The following is an 18,339-nucleotide window of genomic DNA, read 5'->3' on the forward strand; positions in this document are numbered from 1 at the left end:
AGCGCCTGAACCACGGAGGTGCTCCGGCGCCCTTTATGGCGAGGCTGCGCTGCCGGCGGTGGTGGTAGGCGGCAGTCTCTGCATGCGTGGAACCGATGCCCCTTCGTCAGACCGTTCTGTTTGACGACGCCTGAGGCGTTCGCCGAACAGTTCCCACACCGAAGAAAACTGCCAAGGTGGGGGCCAAGTACGCAGCCCAGACGGCGACCTGAAGCACCGTCGGGTCGGGCTGGAAGTTGAACACACCCTTGAGCAGGGTGCCGTACCAGCTGTCCTTGGGGATGACCGAGGAGACATCGAAGGCGAGAGCGTGCAGACCGGGCAGCCAGCCGGCCTCCTGGAGGTCGTGCACGCCGTAGGCGAGCACGCCGGCCGCGACAACCACCAGCATGGCACCGGTCCAGGTGAAGAACTTGGCCAGGTTGATCTTCAGGGCGCCCCGGTAGAACAGCCAGCCGAGCAGGATGGCAGTGAGCAAGCCGAGTGCAGCACCGATGATCGGGTTGTAGCCGTCGTTGGTGGCCTTGACCGCAGACCAAATGAAGAGTGCGGTCTCCAGTCCTTCCCGGCCGACCGCGAAGAACGATGTGGTGACGAGGGCCACCGTTCCCATCGCGAGGGCTGCGTCCAGCCTGCCGTGCAGCTCCGTCTTGAGGTGACGGGCCGTCCGGCGCATCCAGAACACCATCCAGGTGACCAGCCCGACGGAAAGTATCGACAGTGAGCCGCCGAGCGCCTCCTGCGCCTCGAAGGTCAGCTGCGATGAACCGAACTGCAGGAGGGCACCGAAGGCCATACTGAGCACGACCGCGGCAGCCACCCCGGTCCAGACCGGTGGCAGCTTGTCCTGCCGGCCGGTCTTGACCAGGTAGGCGATGAGGATGCAGACGACGAGGCTGGCTTCCAGACCCTCGCGCAGGCCGATCAGGTAGTTGCCGAACACGGCGGTCTCTCCAGGTCTCAGGGGTTGGGAGGCGGGTAGCGTGGCTGCCCAAGCTCAGCCGAGGAGCGGCTTGCCCCACCACACGCCGGGCTTTCGGACGCCGGGCGGGTAGGCGGGTTGCGCCGAGCCGACGTGCCGGATGCACTCGTTGAGCGCGTCACTGGCAGCCAGCCACCGCTGGACGGTGACGAAGCCCTTGCAGATGCCGCGCGGGTAGGCGAAGAACGGCCCCATTCGCTTCGGCATGGCCGAGAGGTCGGGCGCGTCCGGTTGCGCCTGTCACCGCTCCCCGCACCGACTGCGCTCGCGTCCTGCTTCGGCTCGGCCTCTCCGCCGACTCCCCCGCCGGCTTACTTGGCGACGGTGGCGGCGGCGAGCTTGGAGAGCGGCTCGGCCAGGGCGTTGACGGCGTCCGAGAAGGCCTTGCGCTCGCTCTCGCCGACCTTGTCGTAGGAGGTGTAGGTGCCGTCGGCCTGGCGGTACTTGGCAAGGAGTGCCTGAATCGACTCGAACTCGGCGTCGAGGGTCCTGGCGAGGGTCGCGTCGTTCTCGGAGGCGACGGGCTTCAGCAGTTCGTACGCCTGGCGGGCACCCTCGACGTTGGCGGCGAAGTCCACCAGGTCGGTGTGGCTGTAGCGGTCCTCCTCGCCCGTGACCTTGTTCTTGGCGACCTCGTCCAGCAGCTCCTTGGCACCGTTGGCCATCGAGGTCGCGGTGATCTCGGCGGTGCCGACCACCTTCTGCCACCCCGTCAGATCCGCCACCAGCTGCTCGGCCAGCTTCTTGTCCTCGTCGGTGATCTTCCCGTCCGCCCAGAGCGACTTCTCCAGCCTGTGCCAGCCCGTCCACTCCTGGCCCGGCTCCAGACCGTCCTCACGCACGTCCGTCTTCGGGTCGATGTCACCGAAGCTCTCCGCCACCGGCTCCGTACGTTCCCAGCCCGTCCGAGAAGGGGCGAACAGCGCCTTCGCCTTCTCCAGCTGGCCGGAGTTCACCGCGTCCGCGAACTGCCGCACCACCGGGATGGTGGCGTCGGCCTGCTCCTGGACGTACTTCCGGTAGTCGGCGACCGCCTGCTCCAGGCGCGCGTCCGCCTTGGCCGGTGTGCTGCCCGCCGCAGTCGAGACGGTGATCCGCTGGCGGATTCCGCTGCCGACCATGCCCGGCTTGCAGGCCACCTCGTAGGTCCCGGCGTTGATCTCCGCGTTGATGGTCGCCTTGGTGCCCGGGCCGATGTTCTCCCGCTCCGTGACAATCCGGTCGCCCTCGGCGTAGACGTACACCTCAGTGATCTTGGATCCCTTGTTGTGCACGGCTATCTCCACGTGCCCCGCCGGGAAGGTGGTCCGCGAGACCTCGCAGCTGCTGTCGCCTGCGGTGATCTGGACCGGTCCGGACCCGTCACCGGAGGGGGCGGCCTGGTCGGCCTTCTTGGAGCAGCCGACCAGTGCCGCGCCGCTCAGGGTGAGGAGCAGGATGACAGCGGCGGACCGGTGAGGTGCGGGCATGGCAGAACTCCGGAGTGGACGGGCGATCAGGGAGTGGGCGCATCGCGGGAATCACAAGGCCGCGCACACTTTAACTAAGGCAAACCTATGTTGTCTACATTGCTGTAGACGTAAGCCTCGTTCCGCGCGTCTGCCCTGACGGGCCGGCCGCTCGCTATGAGCTCTGCCGTACCGTGGCCCGCCGACGGGAGCGCAGCAGTTCCAGCGCGAGCGACAGGAGCGACGATCGCGGCGACCCGCGGCAGCAGGTACCGTCCGGGATCGACGAGCCGAGGGCGTAGCCGCCGAGCACCAGCCCGAACGTCCAGAAGAGTCCGCCGACCACCTGACACAGAGTGAGTGAAGGTGCGGATGTTGACGCCGAGGGCACCAGCCAGCGGATTGAGGACGGTCCGCACGACCGACACGAAGCGAGCGAGGACGACGGCCCTGCCGTGTCCGTAACGAGCAAGCAGCTGTTCGGCGCGCGGCGCCCGCGTGCAGGTGCTTGTTCCGGGGCCGGCCGAGGAGGGACGGCCTCCGGCGCCCGAGCAGCGGCCGCCAGAACCTGCTGCACCGACTACGTGAGGCCCACTGGACGGACATGCGTCCGGCTAGCCTCGCCGCCCCGCTGTGACCCGGTGGGTTGGTGGCCCACTACGGGGCCACCAATCCACCCCGCCAACAAGCCAACACCCCACCGCGAGTGGCCAAGACGGAACTGGTAGCCCCGCTGGTCCACTCTCACGCGTGCGGGGCACCGAACAGAGACAAGCCGTCCTCGTCGTGGAAGAACTCCGCGACGGCCTCCCGGATGCTCGAGTTCACGCGACCCGCCAGTGCCCGCCCGCCCCTCGCTGTACCGGGCCGCAACACCACCGGCGCCGATCCCGCCTTCCATCTCGCCAACCGAATCAGATGCGACAAGCCCTGCTCACCCGCTTCCGACCTCCTTCGACTACTGCCCGACCGCACCACCGGCTAACTTCGATCTTGACCGACAACGGCGCAACGGCACTGGCCTCCCGTTCGCCTTCAGGTGCGGCGCGCGAAGCACGCTCTCCCGGCTGCCATTCCCCTTTGACGAGACAGCCGGGTGGCGCGTGTCAGGTAGTGGCCGGGACGACCGGGTTCGCGGTGACGTTCTCACGGGCTGTAAGGGCTTGGCCGTACCGGTGCAGGAGGAGGATCGCGGTGGTGGCGAGTCCGATGAGGAGGCCGATCCAGAGGCCGCGGGTCTGGCCGTCGAGGGGGTAGGCGAGGAGCCAGGAGGCGGGAAGGCCGACGGCCCAGTAGCCGATGAGGGTGAGGCGGAAGCCGCTCTTGGTGTCGTCGAGTCCGCGTAGGAGGCCGACGCCGATGTTCTGGGCGCAGTCGAAGAACTGGAGGAGGGCGACGACGCCGAGCAGGCCGGTGGCGATGGCCAGACCCTGCTGGTCGGTGACGGAGTCGGGGTCGAAGTAGGGGCGCAGGACGAGGTCGGGGAAGGTGAGGTAGAGGGCGCCGACCAAGGCCATGACGGCGGCGCCGCAGGCGAGAGCGGTGTTGCGGATGCGGCGGGCGGCGGCGTACTCGCCGAGGGCGATCTCGCGGCTGACGTTGATGGAGGCGGCGTGGGAGAGGCCGACGGCGACCTGGAAGACGATGTAGATGAGCTGGTTGACGGCGGTGTGCGCGGCGAGGGCGGCTGGGCCGAAGGTTCCGGCGAGCAGGGCGGTGACGAAGAAGAACCCGGCTTCGGAGCCGTAGGTGGCGGCGATCGGGGTGCCGAGGCCGAGCAGCTTGCGCACGGTGGCCGGGTCGGCCTTCCAGAAGGCGAGGCTGAGCAGCGGGGCGAGCTGGGGGTCGCGGCGGGCGGCGGCGAGCAGGGCGAGCAGCGAGAGGAGGTAGACGCTGCTGGTGGCGACGCCGATCCCGGTGAGGCCGAGGGCGGGGAGGCCGAAAGTGCCGTGAATGAACGCCCAGTTGAGGGCAGCGTTGACGGCGACCGAGGCGATGGTGATCTGGAGGAGGGCCTGGGGGCGGCGCATGCCGACGGTGAACTGGCGGATCGCCTGGAACCACAGGCAAGGGACCAGGCCAGGGGCGAGGGCGTAGAGCATCTGCTGGGCGCGGTCGGCGACGGCGGCGTCCTGGCCGAGCCAGGTCGCCGCCTGGCCTATGAGGATCATCAGGACGGCTCCGGCGAGGCCGGCGATGGTGGCGACCGCGAGGGCGGCGCGCACCAGGCCGCGGACCTCCTCGTCCCCCGCAGCGTCGGAACCTGCCTCAGTGGCGGTTCCTGACGAGGTGTCGGCCCGCTCCGCGCGGGCGGCGGCTGCGGCGATCTGGTTGCCGACGGAGGTGGTCAGCCCCACGCCCATGGTCCGCAGCTGGTTGAAGATCACCAGTGCGAGGCCGCCGGCGGCCAGGGCCTCGGTGCCGAGGACGCCCATCATGATGGTGTCGGTGGTGGTGAGGGCGACCTGGGCGAGCTGGGTGAGGGCGAGCGGGACTGCGAGCACGGCGAGCGCGCGGCTGTCCCGGATCAGGGTGTGGAGCTGCGTCATGACCGTCTTTCAGTTCCGGCGGAGCTTGGCGAGGGTTTCGTCGACCTCGGCCTCGACGGCCTCGTCGATGAGCTGGCGGGCGTTCATCCACTCGTCGTTGAAGACGGTGTCCATGTACTTCTCGCCGCCGTCGTTGATGAAGGCGACCATAACGGCGTCCGGCGGCAGGGTCTGCAGGCGGGTCAGGGCGTCGTGGACGACGCCGCCGGCGGAGCCGCCGATGAGCAGGCCGGTGCGGCGGGCGACGACACGGGCGGTGGCAAACGCCTCGATGTCGCCGACCTTGACGCCTTCGTCGATGAGGTCGTAGTCGACCAGCAGACCGATGGTGGCGCCCTCGGGGGTGCCGGTGCCGGACTGGTAGTAGTCGTGGGCGGGCGGGCCGAAGGCGATGGAGCCCTTGGGCTCGACCCCGACCACGGTGACACCGGGCACGTACTTCTTGAGCTCCAGCGCGGTGCCGCACAGGCCGCCGCCGGTGCCGACAGCGCCGACCAGCACGTCCACCCGATTGTCGAGGGCCTGGGCGATCTCGCGGCCCACCGCGTAGTAGCCGACGGCGTTGCTGGGGTTGTTGTGCTGCTCGGTGAAGAAGGTGTTGTCCTTGCCCTTGGCCATCTCCTCGGCGAGTTCCTCGCGGGCTGCGGTGTGCAGCTCCTCGCCGTCGGTGCCCTCGTCGACGAACACCAGCTCGGTGCCCATGGCCTTCATGCCGCGCAGCTTGTCGGCGGCGGCGTGGTTGTCGACGACCGCGGTGAAGCGGTAGCCGCGCTCGGCGGCGACAACAGCAAGTCCCAGGCCGGTGTTGCCGGAGGTGGACTCGATGATGTGGCCGCCGGTGCACAGCTCGCCGCGGTCCTCGGCGTCGCGGACCATCTGGCGGGCCATGCGGATCTTGGCGCTGCCGGTGGGGTTGAACATCTCCAGCTTGAGGAGCAGGCGGGCGCCGTTGTCGGCCCGGGCGAGCTCGAACAGCGGGGTGTAGCCGATGAGGTCGGAGATGCGGGTGACCACCGGGGGGCGGTGCAGGGCGTCGGTCATGGCGGCGGGGGCTCCCTCGGAAGCGGGTGGTGGCAGGGTCAGCAGGCGGGGCGGTGGTCGAGGTGCCAGCGCAGGCGCCCGCCCTCGCGGTGGATGACGACCTTCGCCGGCAGCGGCAGGTCGTGGAAGGGGGACTCGTTGGAGTCCATCTGGTAGCCGGCGGTGTTGGGGTAGATGAGCAGATCGCCGGCGCGGGGGCGGCGGGGAAAGGCGATCTTGCGCCAGGTGAGCAGGTCGGAGTCCAGGCAGCTGGCCCCGCCGACGCAGGCCCGGTACTCCCCCGTGACCGGCTCCGCTACCGCGCCAACGAGGGTGGGGTCGGGGAGGTATTCGCTGTTGAACCACTGCTCGGACAGGCTGAGGCTGGTGCCGTCGACGGTGACGATGCCGTACCCGGTGCGGTCCTTGACGCCCTGGACGGTGAAGACGGACGATCCGGCTCCGGCCAGCAGGGCGCGGCCGGGCTCCAGCAGCAGCATCACCCCGGCCTCGCGCAGGCGCTGCGCGAGCGGGTCACCGGCGCCACCGGGTTGGGCGGTGAGGATGGCGCGCAGGGCGTCGGCTCCGGCGACGGGCGAGTGGTAGGGGTAGAAGTCGCCTTCGCTGAAAGACTTCTGGGCGTGGTAGTCGTCGGGGCCCTGGGCGGCGAGGAAGCCCTGCCAGTGCTCGGCCGAGGTGTAGTCGACGGCGAAGCCGCCGCCGATGCTGATCCTGTCGGCCTGAAGTCCGAGGACGCGGGCCTTGAGGCAGAGTTCGACGAGGTCGCCCGCGAGGTCGGCGCGGGGCTGCACGGCGTAGCCGGACAGGTGGAAGCTGAAGCCCTCCATTCGCACCCGCTCCCCCACTGCCGCGCACCGGGCCATCGCTTCGGCCAGTTGGTCGTCGTCCATCCCGAAGCGGCTCTTGGGCTGGGCGGGCGGGAAGCGGCGCAGCAGGACACGGACCGGGCGGGGGACGTCGAGGGCGAGGACGCGGTCGAGTTCGTCGAGTGCGTCGACGGCGATCAGCGCGCCTTGGAGGGCGGCGACGCGCAGGAGTTGGCCGCTCTTGGCGGGGCCGGTGACGACAAGGTCTTCGCCGCGTACTCCGTGGCCGAGGGCCTCGCGCAGTTCGCCGTGGCTGGCGACGTCGACGCCGGCACCGAGCTGGGCGGCGCGTTCGGTGAAGGCGGCGGCCTTGTTGGCCTTCTTCGCGAAGTACACCCTCCCCTCCACGCCCGCCTCGTCCAGGGCGGAGCGGAAGGCCGCGAGGTTGGCGTCGAAGCGGTCGGGCAGCACGTAGTGGAACGGGCCGCCGAAGGCGTGGGCGAGGTCGTGCAGGAGCCCGGAGGCGGCGAGTTCGTCCTCGATCGGGTCCGGGTGGGCCGGGAGGGTCAGCGCCACAGCGTGACCTCGGTGCCCAGGTCCTGCTCGGCGGCGAGCTGGGCGAAGCGGTGGCCGAGCGCGATGTCGGTGACGACCAGTCCGCTGTTGTAGGCGAAGATCCGCTGCCCCGGGTTGGTGCGGGCCTTGGAGACGCCGGCGAGGATGACGGGCAGTTCGAGGTCGACGGCGGGGAGCTTGCCCTCGTCGTCGGCCATGTCGGTGCCGGTGACCTGCATCTGGGCCTCGCTGGTGGCGATCACCCGGTCGGCGCGGTGCAGGGTCGAGGGGGCCAGGCCGTGGCCGACCAGGATCGCGACGGCGCCCTGCTTGAGCCAGCCGGCCTCCACCGCGGCGGGGGTGTGGCCGCCGGCGGTGGCGACGATGACGTCCGCCTCGCTCGAGGCGCGCTTGAGGTCGGTGACCAACTCCAGCTCGCGGCCCGGGAAGTGGCGCTCCAGTTCGGCGCGGACAGCGGCGATGCCCTCGGGGTGGGTGCCCGACAGCAGCAGGCGCTCCAGCTTCGGGAGGGTGGTGAGCAGAAACGGCAGGGCGAGGCGGCCCTGGGTGCCGGTGCCGATCACCAGCGCGGTGCGGGCGTCGGGGGTGGCGCACTCGCGGGCCAGCAGCGCGGACACGGCCGGGGTGCGCAGGGAGCCGATCCGGGAGCAGTCCATCATCGCGACCGGCAGGCCGGTGACGTCGTCGTAGATGCTCAGCGTCGTGTAGTAGTGCTGCTCTTCGCGGCCCTTGTCGAGGCCGTGCTTGTAGGAGGTCTTGACGGCGACGACGTTGCGCACGCCGTCGCGCCCCAGCATGGCGTAGGAGACCGAGTGGCCGTCAGCGGGCTTGACGGTGAGCTTGCGCGGGTTGTCGGACTGCCCGGCGGCCAGCGTGCGGTAGGCCTGTTCGACGGTGTCGACGACGTCGGCGAGGGTGATGTCAATGCCGGCGAGGTCGCTGGTGCTCAGGACGCGAAGGGTGCCGTCGTGGGGCGTCACGGTGTCCTGGGTGCTCATCTGGGGTTTCCCTTCTGGGGGTTGGGCGCGGCAGGGGTGGTGCCGGGGTGCGGGTCAGGCGGCCCAGGCTTCGAGGGCGGCCTGGCCGTAGCCGTGCTCGTGGCGCTCGGCGTCGGGGCGGGTGGTGCGGCCGGGGACGCGGACGGAGGCGCGCTTGAGCCAGCGGTCGGTGCCGTCGTAGCGGGCGGTGAAGGGCACCCGGCCGTGGACGACCATGTCGTTGTCGACGACCAGCACGTCGCCGGGCTCAAGGCTCACCGCGACCGAGACGCGGGCGAGCTCGTCCTCCAAGCGCCCGTAGGCGGCGCGCCACTGCTCGTCCGCCTCGTCCAGCGGGGTGTAGGCGGGGTCGTAACGCAGCGTCAGGCCGCCGTCGGCGGCGGCGAACAGGGTAGGGACCGGGTCGGGCTTGCCGCCGAACTGCTGGGCGTCCTCGTAGGCGTCGTCGGGGAGGATCGGGGCGACCGGGCGGGTGAGCTGGGCGAGGTCCTCGTCGGCGAGCTGCGCGAGGCGGATGCTGGCGGCGGTGGTGGCGATGGCGTCGTGGTTGCGCATGCAGCACAGCAGCAGCAGGTGGGCGCGGCCGGGGTGGAAGGCGTCCTCGGTGTGCGGGGTGAGCAGCACGCTGCTGGAGGCCCCGGTCTGGACGGTCTCGTGGCCCGGGGAGGGGACGATGTTGTGGACGAAGCGCCCGTCCTGCTGGCCGTCCCAGGCGATCGGGGTGCCCATCAGGGTGGAGACCAGGAGCAGGACGACATCCCACAGTGCGCCGGCGTCGCCGACGGTGGACCAGTGGCCGGGGGTGGCGCCGAGGGTGGCGTCGTCAACTCGCAGGCCGCGGACCACGAACAGGCCGTCCGCGGTGTCGACGGGGCGCAGTACGTGGTGCAGGCCTGCGCTGAGGCGGGTGCGTGCGTGGGGAAGGTCGGCGAGCAGTGCGGGGCTGGTGGCCAGGCCGTGGATGTCCAGGAGTTCGGCCGCGATGGCGGTGAGCTCGGCGACGTGGTCGGCTTCGAGCTGGCGAACCGGGGCAGGGGCAGCGGCGGTGGGCACGGTGGCACCTTCCAGGGCGGTGGCAGGACGGAGTCCGGGCGCGGCGGCAGGGGCGGCCCGGTGAAGAAGAGGTGGGGAGCGCGAGGGCTTCGGGTCCGGCACGACTCGGCGGCTGGACAGCCAGGAACGTAACAACCCGGTCTGGGTAAGGCAAGCCTTACCCCCGAGTTTGACTACATTTGTGTCGTCAGTCACAGTGTCGACGTCAGGCTGGCAACGCTCGGACCTCAACGCTCGCTCTGACCAGGGAATTTGACGCCCCATTGGGGCAAGTCGCCCGTCGGCCAACTTGATGCACCGGGGTTGCTGACGCCCCAAAACTTAGGATAGGTAAACCTAAGCAAATTCTGCTCGACCTGAAACGAGGAACGACCGTGGGCGTCACCAGACGACAGCTGCTGTGGGCCGGTGCCGGGATCGGGGCGGCCGGTGCGCTCGCCGCCTGCAGCAGCACCGCCACCGGCTCCAAGGACTCCGCCCCGTCCGCGTCCGCGTCCGAACAGCCGCGCAGCGGCGGGACGTTGAAGGTCGGCGCGCTCGGCAAGGCGGGCTCGGTCACCCGCGACCCTCACGGCTCCCAGGCCAACGAGAGCGACTACCTGATCCTCAGCCTGATCTACGACACCCTCGCGGTGCCGGGCGAGAAGACCAACACCGCCCCGCGCCTGGCCGCGAGCTGGACCCCGTCGGCGGACCTGAAGACCTGGCGCTTCACCATCGCCGAGGGCGCCAAGTTCCACGACGGCACCCCCGTCACCTCCGACGACGTCGTCTTCTCTCTCAAGCGCCTGCGCGCCACCCCGGCCGGCAAGAGCCGCCTGCCCGGCATCCAGCCCGAGGGCATCAGCGCCGACGGCCCCAAGACCGTGGTCCTGGTCTCCGACTACGCCAACGCCGACCTGCCGCTGCTCACCCGCCTGACCACCTTCGTCGTCAAGAAGGACACCAAGGACGACACCATCGCGAGCGCGCCCGGCACCGGCCCGTTCAAGCTGGACTGGTTCCGCGACGGCAACGCCCGCCTGGTGCGCAACGACGACTGGTACGGCGGCAAGGTGGCGCTGGACGCGATCGAGGTGCGGATCTTCGAGAGCCCGCAGGCGATGGCCAACGCCCTGCTCGCCGGGCAGATCGACCTCGCCTCCAACGTCGGTGCCGTCGCCGCCCGAACTGCCGAGGCCCGCAAGGACGTCCAGATCCTGCGCCGCCCCAACGACATGGCGATGCCGATCGTGATGCGCACCGCCGACGGCCCCTTCGCCGACCCCAAGGTCCGCGAGGCGCTGCGCCTGGCGGTGGACCGCGAGGCGATGGTCAAGCAGGTCCTGTCCGGCTACGGCAGCGTCGGCAACGACATCCTCGGCACCGGCGACCCCGCCTTCGCCAAGGACATCCCGCAGCGGGGGCGCGACCTCGCCAAGGCCAAGCAGCTCCTGGCCGAGGCCGGGTTCGACACCGCCAAGACCTACGACCTGCTCACCACCGAGGACATCCCGGGCCTCGCCGAGTCGGCGACCCTGTTTGCCACCCAGGCCCGCGAGGCCGGCGTGAAGATCAACGTCGTCAAGCAGGACTCGAAGATCTTCTGGGACGAGAGCTGGCTCAAGGCCCCGCTCTACACCACCTATTGGGGCACCAACGACTCGGTGGTGTTCTTCGCCTCCAAGACGATGCTCTCCGACGCCGGCCAGAACGAGGCCGCCTTCAAGGACCCCGCCTTCGACGAGGCCTACCGCAAGGCGATGGGCACCGCCGACGCCGCCGAGCGCGCCAAGGTCCTGCACCAGCTCCAGGAGATCGAGTTCGCCAGGTCCGGCTACCTGCTGTGGGGCATGGCCGACGGCATCGACCTCGCGGGTGCGGCCGTGCGCGGCCTGCCCAAGCTCCCCGGCTACGGCCGCGTCCAGCTCGAGAAGACCTGGCTGGCCCGTTGATCCAGCCAGCTGACGCCGACGGCACCACCGTGCCCAAGGCAGTGTCCGGCCCGGCCCGCATCCTCCCCGGTGCGGGCCGGGCCGCCGCCCTCGCCGCCCGGCGCCTGCTGATGCTGGTACTGCTGCTCGCCGCGGTGTTCGCCGCGATCGAGGTTCTGCCCGGTGACGCCGCCAAGTCCGTCTCCGAGCGCGGCGAGAGCGCCGTCGACGTCGCCGCCCGCCGAGCCGCCCTTGGCCTCGACCGGCCCTTGCCCGTCCGCTTCTGGGAGTGGATGACCGGCCTGCCCACCGGCGACCTGGGCACCACCGCCCGGGGCCAGAAGGTCACCGACGTCCTCGCCGGACCCTTTCCCAACACCCTGCTGCTCGGCGTCCTCGCCCTGCTCCTGAGCGTCACCGGCGCGCTCGCGCTCGGCAGTTGGGCCGCCCTGTGCCCCGGCGGGCGCATCGACCGCGCCATCGCGGTTGCCGCGACCGCCGCGTTCGCCCTGCCCGAGTTCGTCGTCTCCGTCGCCCTGCTGCTCCTGCTCTCCCAGTGGACCGGCTGGCTGCCCGCCGTCACCCTCACCGGCCCCGACGGGGCCCCCGCCTCCTGGGACATGCTCATCCTGCCGCTGCTCGCGCTCGCGATCCCCCAGATCGGCTGGAACACCCGCATCGTGCGCGGCGCCCTCGCCGACCAAGCCTCCCTCCCCCACGTGCAGGCCGCGATCCTCGACGGCCTGCCCCGCCGCCGCGTCCTGACCCACCACATGCTGCCCGGCGCGCTGCCCGCCGTAGCCGTCTCCATCGCCACCTCCGCCGGGATGCTGCTCGGCGGAGCCGTCGTGGTGGAGACCCTCTTCAACTACCCCGGCATCGGCGCCGTCCTGGCCAGCGCCATCACTGACCGCGACACCCCGCTGGTCGCCGGAGTCGTCGCCGCCGCCGGGGCCGCCATCAGCGTCCTTCTGCTCCTCGCCGACCTGATCCGCGACCGCGTCCTGGGAGCACGCCCATGACCCCCACCGCCGCCGTTCGCCAACGCCCCTCCCGCGTACGGGTGCTGACCCGGGTTGTACCCGCACTGCTGCTCGTCGCGCTCGCCGTCACAGGACCGCTGCTCGCGCCCGAGGCGATCGACAGGCCGGTCACCATGCCCTACGGCACCCCCGACGCCTCAGCCGCGCTCGGCGGCGACCTGCTGGGCCGCGACGTGACCAGCCGACTGCTGGCCGGTGGTGCTCCGCTGATCGCCACCGCCCTGGCCATCGCCGTCCTGGTCACCTCCGCCGCCACCGTGCTGGGCATCCTCGCGGCCCTGCGCCCGCGCCTGGGCCGGTGGTTGGAGCGCGCCGCCGACCTCGCGATCCTACTGCCCGCCGTCCTCGGCATCATGCTCATCGCCCTCGCCTGGCCCGGCGGCGGACGCCTCGCCGTCGGCGCCGCCGCCACGGTGCTCGGCATCCCCTACGCCGTGCGGGTCGTCGCCGCGGCTGCCTCCCCCGTCGCCGCCACCGGCTACGTCGAGACCGCGGCCGCCGGCGGCGAGCGCTTGTGGTACCTGATGGCCCGCGAGGTGCTGCCCAACCTGCGCGCCACGCTGCTGGCGCTGCTCGGCCTGCGGTTCGTCGAAGGCGTCTACGTCGTCTCCATCGCCGCGTTCCTCCAGCTCGGTCCCCAACCTCCCGAAGCGGACTGGGCGTTGATGATCCGCGAGAACGCCCCCGGCATCATGCTCAACCCCTGGGCGGTGGCCGCCCCGTGCCTGGCCATCGGCCTGCTCGCAGTCAGCGTCAACCTCGCCGCCGACGCACTCGCACCCGCCCGTCCCACCCCGGAGACCGCCCTGTGAACACCACCGCCACGGTCACCGGCTTCACCGTCGCGCTCCCCGACGCCACCGTGCTGCTCGGCGACACCACCCTGGCCCTGGAGCCCGGCCGCGTCCACGCGATCACCGGCCCGTCCGGCTGCGGCAAGACCACCCTGCTGCGCGCCCTCGCCGGAGCCCTGCCCCCCTGCGCGGTGACGACCGGTCAGGTCACCGTCCTCGGCGAGGACGTCCTCGCCCTCGCACCTGAGCCGCTGCGGCGCCTGCGCCGACACCGCCTCGCCTACCTCGGCCAGGACCCCGGCTCCGGCCTCAACCCCCGTATGCGCGCCGGCCGCCTCATCACCGAGACCGCCGCCGACAAGTCCTCCGCGGCCCTCCTCCAACTCCTCGCGCAGGTGCGGCTGCCTGCCGACCAGGGCATTGAACGGCGCCGCCCCGCCGCCCTCTCCGGTGGCCAGCAGCGCCGCGTGGCCCTCGCCCGCGCGCTCGCCCGCCGCCCCGAACTGCTCCTCCTCGACGAGCCGACCGCCGGACTCGACGGCGCCCTGCGCGACGAGATCGCCGACCTGCTCCGCGACCTCGCCCACCACGACGGCATCACCATCGCCCTCACCAGCCACGACCCCGCCTTCGTCGCCCGCTGCGCCGACACCGTCCACACCTTGCACGCCCCCGTCGCGCCGACACCGGACACGGTCCCCGCCCAGCACAGCACCACAACCGCGGTAGCCGAAGCCTCGCTCCGTGAGGTGGTCCTGACGGCCCGGTCCCTCACCGCGCACGTCGGCGCCCGACGCGAGCGCCGCCAGATCCTCACCGGCGTCGACCTCGACGTGCGCCCCGGCGCCCTGACCGCCGTCGTCGGCCCCTCCGGCTGCGGCAAGACCACCCTGCTGCGCACCCTCGCCGGCCTGCACCCCGCCACCACCGGCACGCTCGCCCTCGACGGCGCCCCGCTCCGCGGCACCCACCGCACCCGCACCCGCGAGCAGCTGCGCCGGATCCAGCTCGTACCGCAGAACCCGCTCGGCGCCCTCAACCCCGCCCGCACCGTCGGCGCCACCCTCACCCGCCCGCTCGCCCTCCACCGCACCGCGCCCTCCGAGCAGCAACCGGCCCGAGTCGCCGAACTCCTCACCGCCGTCGGCCTTCCCGCCGACTTCGCCGCCCGCCACCCCCACGAGCTGTCCGGCGGGCAGCGCCAACGCGTCTCCATCGCCCGCGCCTTGGCCGCCGACCCCGCCGTCCTGCTGTGCGACGAGGTCACCTCCGCCCTAGACGCCGCCACCGCCGGCGGCATCATGGCGCTGCTCGCCGACCTGCGCACCGCTCACGGTCTCGCGGTCGTCCTGGTCACCCACGACCTCGACCTCGTCGACGCCCATGCCGACTACACCCTGCGCCTCGACGACACAGCCGCCTTCCCCGCGCCGGCCGGGCAGCCCGCGAGGGCCTGACCGGCCGCCGGACGCCGCCCCGCCGAAACCCCGGCGGGTGAATCGCGTACGCCGTCGACACCGGGGCATAGCGTGGTGCCATGACGCGTGTGGAGTGGACCCGCATGTCGGGCGAAGAGGTCGAAGAGGTCGTCGCGATCCTCATGTGCAGGGAGCACCCGGACTGCATGCGCGTGCGCCCGTCGGTGGGAGACGGCGGGATCGACCTGCTGCTGCCCCTTGCCGATGGCACCTACCACGTCTTCCAGGTCAAGAAGTTCACCGAGACCCTGAGCGCGAAGCAGAGGGGCCAGGTCAGCAAGTCGCTCGCGCGGCTTGTGGCCTACGCGAAGCGCCGCAAACTGCGGGTCTCCGCCTGGACGCTGGTGATGCCGCTGGACCCGACCAAGGAGAACTTCTTCGACTGGCTCCAGGGCCAGCCCGCCCCGCCCGGTGTCAGACCCACCTGGCGAGGGCTGAACTACGTCGACGGTCTGGCCGCCGAATTTCCGGCGGTCATCGACTACTACCTGAGCGGCGGCCGGGACCGGGTGGATGTCGCCGCTGCCGAGTTCATGAAACTTCTGCGCCTCTACACCCCCTCCGGTGCCGGCAGCCGCCCCTTGGACGCCTCCGACGCCGCGGACACCCTCAGAGCCCTGGCCAACCGCATCAACGAGCAGGACCCGCACTACCGGTACGACCTGATGATCACTCATGAAGAGGTCACAGTTGCCAGCGTCAACCCGCACCTCATGGTCGTCTTCTTGCAGGAGCAGTTCCCGGACTCCTGGGTCACGATCGTGGTCCGGGCCCGCTTCGAGGACGCGCCCGCCGTCCGCCCGGTGCCGCTGTCGGTCACGATCAACGTCGAGCCCGGCGGCGAACTCGAACGCCAGATCAGGGAGTTCCACGACTACGGCGGCGAACTGGTCCTGCCCGGCGCGAACGCCGACATCACGATGGATCTCCCCGGCGGCCTGACGCCCGAGGGCGGCACGACAGATGCCATCCGCATCAGCAGCACACACACGCCCGCGCCGTTCCCGGCCGAGATCGAGATCGTAGTTCTCTCCCCCGACGGCACCGAACTGGGCTCGACCGTCGCCGAGGTGACCAGCTCCACCACCGGCATGTCAGGGCGCGGCGGCCGGTACTACGGCCAGGAGGCCAACGGGCTGTTCGACATCACCCTGCAGATCAACCGGGAGACCTCGGGCTTCCGGTTCGCACTCAAGTCGCGCGACCTGGACGGCCTCCAGCCCCAGAAGCTCAGGGCCGGCGCCGAGATGCTCGGCCACCTCGGCGCGCCGAACACCCTGCTGCTGCGCAATCCGCACGGCGGGCAGGTCGTCGCCCAGACCCCGATCACCGAGCCGCTGCCGGACAACCCGGGCCTGCTCCTGGACGTCATCGAGGCGCTGCTGGTCATCCAGCGGGCTGCCGCTCGGCCGATCCGCATGCCCGCGCTGGACCACTTCCACACTGTCAAGCCGTGGCTGGATGCCGCCCACCTGTTGCGAGGCGGGGAACTGACAGTGCGATGGGACCATGTGAGGTGCGCGCCGGACGATTGGCTCGGCCGGGCCATCGCCGAGACCGAGGGGGACGAGGTCGGCCCTGTCGCCTTCCTCCTGCCGCTGCAGGTGGAGATCGGCGGCCTCTCGGTCGCCCTGGGGAACATGCACTACGCCGTTCCGTCGGCACGCGTGGCCAAACGGCCGGACGAGGACGGCCAGTACTACGTCGTGGTTCCAACCGACGACCCGGTGGCCACCGTCACCCTCCACACACCCGCACCGTCCCCGGAACAGCCGTAGCGGCAAGCCTCGCGCACACCTGCTACGAGGCTCTGGACTGGCGGTGCGCCTGAGCGGTGGTGCACACCCGGCGCAGCAGGTAGGCCAGTTGGCCGCGTTCGCCCCGGGTGAGGGAGGACAGCAGCGCGTCCTCGGTTCGGGCGGGGGCGGTCTCCAGGCGGTCGAGCGCCGCGCGTCCGGGCGGTGCGAGCAGCACGAGTTCCTGGGGTCCGCCAACATGAACGGTCATCAAGGTGACCAGGTTCTTCTTCAGCAGGTCGGCCACCGCGTCGGCGGCTTCCTCGGGGGCGGCGCCGGTCTGCGTGGCGAGGTCCGGGCGGGCGTGGGGCCCGTGTTCTGCCAAGACTTGGAGGATCTGCCGGTGGAGGGGGGTGGTCAGGCCCCGGTCGCCGAGCAGGTCGGTGAAGAGGTCGTCGGCGGCCTGCGCGGCGGCGGCCAGCAGGTCGACGACCTGCTCCGAGGTCTGCGAGCTCTTGCCCCTCTCGTACACACCGCTTCCCATCCGGCGAGCGCGATGCCCTCTCCGGCCGGGCCCGCCGCGCCGTGCACCGGCGGCACGGCGGTGTGCTCCGGGGTCGGCCCGTGGGGCCGTGCGCTTGCGGTTTTCCCGGCGGCGGGTGCGCGAAGTAAACCTAGGCTCACCGTACCCGGGCCTCGCCCCTTTGGTCTACATCGATGTCGTCAGTCGCGGGGTGGTCAGCGCGCCCGGATCACCTCGGCGGCCAGTTCGACGTACTCGTGCAGTACGTAGGCGATGGCGACCGCAGCGACCGCGCAGGTGAGCACCCACAGGACGAGGCCGACGGCGGAGGCGCGGGCCGAGGCGGCCTTCGGCAGGACGGGCACCGGGCCGAGGAGAGCTTCGACCCGCTGCGGAACGGGGCCGGTGTTCACCGCGAGCAGCGGGCCGCCCCGGGACTTGGCGGCGCTTCCGGCCAGGGCGGCGCGGGCGATCGCGGCGGCGGCCAGGCGGCGGTCGCCGACCTCGCGGGCCGCGGACTCGTCCGCCCACCGCTCCAGGTGGAAGTCGAGGGCCGGGCGCAGGGAGCGCAGGGCGGGGTGGACGGCGGCGGCCAGGTAGACGGTGACGGAGAGCAGGTGGTGGCGGCCGGCGAGGTGGGCTCGCTCGTGGGCGACGAGGACCTCGCGCTCCTGCTCGCCGAGGGCCTGGAGCATGGCGCGGGTGACGACGATCGCCCCGGGGCGGCGGCGCCGGCTGGGCAGGGCGAAGGCGTCGGGGCCCTCCCCCGGCACCACGAGCAGCTCGCCGTCCGCTTCGGCGTCCGCGGTTTCGGCCCAGGCGCGGGCCAGCAGGGAGCGGTGCTCGGACCAGCGGCGGACGACCAGGACGAGCTGGGTGGCCATGACGGCCGCGGCGAGTGCGGCGACGGGCAGGGCGGCGGGCCACTCGGTGGTGACCTGGGCGAGGGTGAGCTGTTCCAGGTTGGCGAGGAAGGGGACGTGGGCGAGGCCGAACAGGGCCGCGCCGGTGCCGCCGGCGGCCAGCACGGCCGCCGAGACGATGGCCGCGCACGCCTGCTTCGGGGGTAGGGCGGCGGCGAGGCGGCGCGCCGCGGCCGTGACCGCCCAGGGTAACGCCAGCGCGGCGGTGACCAGGAGCATGACCAGGGTCACGAGCCCGCCTCCTCGGAGCTGTCGGCCTGCTGGAGAAGGCGGCGCAGCACGTCCTCGTCGCCTTCGGAGAGGGAGGAGACGAACCGCTGGAGGACGAGGTCGCGGGCGGGTCCGGTGTCGAGTTCGCGGCGCATCCGCCCGGCGGCCAGCCCGGCGGCGTCATCGGCCGCCGCGTAGGCGTAGCCGCGGCCGGAGCGCACCCGGGTCAGGGTGCCCTTCTCGTGGAGGCGGATGAGGATGGTGCC

The 18,339-nt window shown here is 71.6% G+C and carries 16 protein-coding genes and 1 pseudogene; 5 read left to right on the forward strand and 12 right to left on the reverse strand.

Annotation, left to right across the window (positions count from 1 at the left end; genetic code table 11):
• Positions 1–106 precede the first annotated feature (106 nt).
• The 9 genes and pseudogenes from efeU to ACWEPF_RS32035 form a co-directional block, all read right to left on the reverse strand.
• The gene (gene efeU, locus ACWEPF_RS31995) at positions 107–943 is read right to left on the reverse strand and encodes an iron uptake transporter permease EfeU (RefSeq protein ID WP_452175299.1); all 837 of its coding nucleotides are present in this window, start codon (positions 941–943) and stop codon (positions 107–109) included.
• 54 nt (positions 944–997) lie between these two features.
• Positions 998–1,189 (reverse strand): hypothetical protein, encoded by a 192-nt coding sequence (locus tag ACWEPF_RS32000; RefSeq protein ID WP_452175300.1) that lies wholly within the window; start codon positions 1,187–1,189, stop codon positions 998–1,000.
• Positions 1,190–1,293: 104 nt separating this feature from the next.
• A complete protein-coding gene (efeO, locus tag ACWEPF_RS32005; protein ID WP_452175301.1) occupies positions 1,294–2,451 on the reverse strand; it encodes an iron uptake system protein EfeO in 1,158 nt (385 codons plus the stop codon).
• A gap of 154 nt (positions 2,452–2,605) precedes the next feature.
• Positions 2,606–2,985 (reverse strand): annotated as a pseudogene (locus tag ACWEPF_RS32010) (DedA family protein); the annotation flags it as partial.
• 551 nt (positions 2,986–3,536) lie between these two features.
• Positions 3,537–4,979 carry an MATE family efflux transporter gene (locus ACWEPF_RS32015; RefSeq protein ID WP_452175302.1) on the reverse strand — a complete coding sequence of 481 codons (1,443 nt, stop codon included), beginning with the start codon at positions 4,977–4,979 and terminating at the stop codon, positions 3,537–3,539.
• A gap of 9 nt (positions 4,980–4,988) precedes the next feature.
• Positions 4,989–6,020 carry a cysteine synthase family protein gene (locus tag ACWEPF_RS32020; protein WP_452175303.1) on the reverse strand — a complete coding sequence of 344 codons (1,032 nt, stop codon included), beginning with the start codon at positions 6,018–6,020 and terminating at the stop codon, positions 4,989–4,991.
• 38 nt (positions 6,021–6,058) lie between these two features.
• Complete coding sequence (locus ACWEPF_RS32025) at positions 6,059–7,402, reverse strand: Y4yA family PLP-dependent enzyme (RefSeq protein ID WP_452175304.1); 1,344 nt, start codon at positions 7,400–7,402, stop codon at positions 6,059–6,061.
• On the reverse strand, positions 7,393–8,400 hold the full coding sequence (locus tag ACWEPF_RS32030; RefSeq protein WP_452175305.1) for an ornithine cyclodeaminase family protein: 1,008 nt from the start codon (positions 8,398–8,400) through the stop codon (positions 7,393–7,395). Before ACWEPF_RS32030 ends, ACWEPF_RS32025 begins: the two co-directional genes overlap by 10 nt.
• 54 nt (positions 8,401–8,454) lie before the next feature.
• Positions 8,455–9,453: a TauD/TfdA family dioxygenase gene (locus ACWEPF_RS32035; RefSeq protein WP_452175306.1), complete on the reverse strand. Its 999-nt coding sequence runs from the start codon at positions 9,451–9,453 to the stop codon at positions 8,455–8,457.
• Positions 9,454–9,827: 374 nt separating this feature from the next.
• Between ACWEPF_RS32035 and ACWEPF_RS32040 the strand changes: the two genes are divergently transcribed.
• The 5 genes from ACWEPF_RS32040 (at position 9,828) to ACWEPF_RS32060 (ending at position 16,459) form a co-directional block, all read left to right on the forward strand.
• Positions 9,828–11,387, forward strand: coding sequence for an ABC transporter substrate-binding protein (locus ACWEPF_RS32040; RefSeq protein WP_452175307.1), 1,560 nt, complete (start codon positions 9,828–9,830; stop codon positions 11,385–11,387).
• Positions 11,372–12,388, forward strand: a complete 1,017-nt coding sequence (locus tag ACWEPF_RS32045; protein ID WP_452175315.1) for an ABC transporter permease — start codon at positions 11,372–11,374, stop codon at positions 12,386–12,388. The genes ACWEPF_RS32040 and ACWEPF_RS32045 overlap by 16 nt, the downstream gene beginning before the upstream one ends.
• Positions 12,385–13,221: an ABC transporter permease gene (locus tag ACWEPF_RS32050; protein WP_452175308.1), complete on the forward strand. Its 837-nt coding sequence runs from the start codon at positions 12,385–12,387 to the stop codon at positions 13,219–13,221. Before ACWEPF_RS32045 ends, ACWEPF_RS32050 begins: the two co-directional genes overlap by 4 nt.
• Positions 13,218–14,660 carry an ABC transporter ATP-binding protein gene (locus ACWEPF_RS32055; protein ID WP_452175309.1) on the forward strand — a complete coding sequence of 481 codons (1,443 nt, stop codon included), beginning with the start codon at positions 13,218–13,220 and terminating at the stop codon, positions 14,658–14,660. Before ACWEPF_RS32050 ends, ACWEPF_RS32055 begins: the two co-directional genes overlap by 4 nt.
• A gap of 80 nt (positions 14,661–14,740) precedes the next feature.
• The gene (locus ACWEPF_RS32060) at positions 14,741–16,459 is read left to right on the forward strand and encodes a hypothetical protein (protein WP_452175310.1); all 1,719 of its coding nucleotides are present in this window, start codon (positions 14,741–14,743) and stop codon (positions 16,457–16,459) included.
• A 22-nt stretch (positions 16,460–16,481) separates the two neighbouring features.
• On the opposite strand, the gene ACWEPF_RS32065 is transcribed toward ACWEPF_RS32060, so the two are convergent.
• The 3 genes from ACWEPF_RS32065 to ACWEPF_RS32075 form a co-directional block, all read right to left on the reverse strand.
• A complete protein-coding gene (locus tag ACWEPF_RS32065; RefSeq protein WP_452175311.1) occupies positions 16,482–16,949 on the reverse strand; it encodes a hypothetical protein in 468 nt (155 codons plus the stop codon).
• Between the two features lie 206 nt (positions 16,950–17,155).
• On the reverse strand, positions 17,156–18,094 hold the full coding sequence (locus ACWEPF_RS32070; RefSeq protein ID WP_452175312.1) for a M56 family metallopeptidase: 939 nt from the start codon (positions 18,092–18,094) through the stop codon (positions 17,156–17,158).
• On the reverse strand, positions 18,091–18,339 hold a 249-nt coding region (locus tag ACWEPF_RS32075), incomplete at its 5' end, for a BlaI/MecI/CopY family transcriptional regulator (protein WP_452175313.1). The genes ACWEPF_RS32070 and ACWEPF_RS32075, both read right to left, overlap by 4 nt.

Source organism: Kitasatospora sp. NPDC004289, from assembly GCF_053602875.1.

Excerpts from the sequence above, each read along its gene's own strand:
- ACWEPF_RS32050 (WP_452175308.1), top strand. The coding sequence starts at position 12,385 with ATGACCCCCACCGCCGCCGTTCGCCAACGCCCCTCCCGCGTACGGGTG.
- ACWEPF_RS32060 (WP_452175310.1), top strand. The coding sequence starts at position 14,741 with ATGACGCGTGTGGAGTGGACCCGCATGTCGGGCGAAGAGGTCGAAGAG.
- efeO (WP_452175301.1), bottom strand. The coding sequence starts at position 2,451 with ATGCCCGCACCTCACCGGTCCGCCGCTGTCATCCTGCTCCTCACCCTG.
- ACWEPF_RS32030 (WP_452175305.1), bottom strand. The coding sequence starts at position 8,400 with ATGAGCACCCAGGACACCGTGACGCCCCACGACGGCACCCTTCGCGTC.
- ACWEPF_RS32015 (WP_452175302.1), bottom strand. The coding sequence starts at position 4,979 with ATGACGCAGCTCCACACCCTGATCCGGGACAGCCGCGCGCTCGCCGTG.
- ACWEPF_RS32000 (WP_452175300.1), bottom strand. The coding sequence starts at position 1,189 with ATGCCGAAGCGAATGGGGCCGTTCTTCGCCTACCCGCGCGGCATCTGC.
- ACWEPF_RS32020 (WP_452175303.1), bottom strand. The coding sequence starts at position 6,020 with ATGACCGACGCCCTGCACCGCCCCCCGGTGGTCACCCGCATCTCCGAC.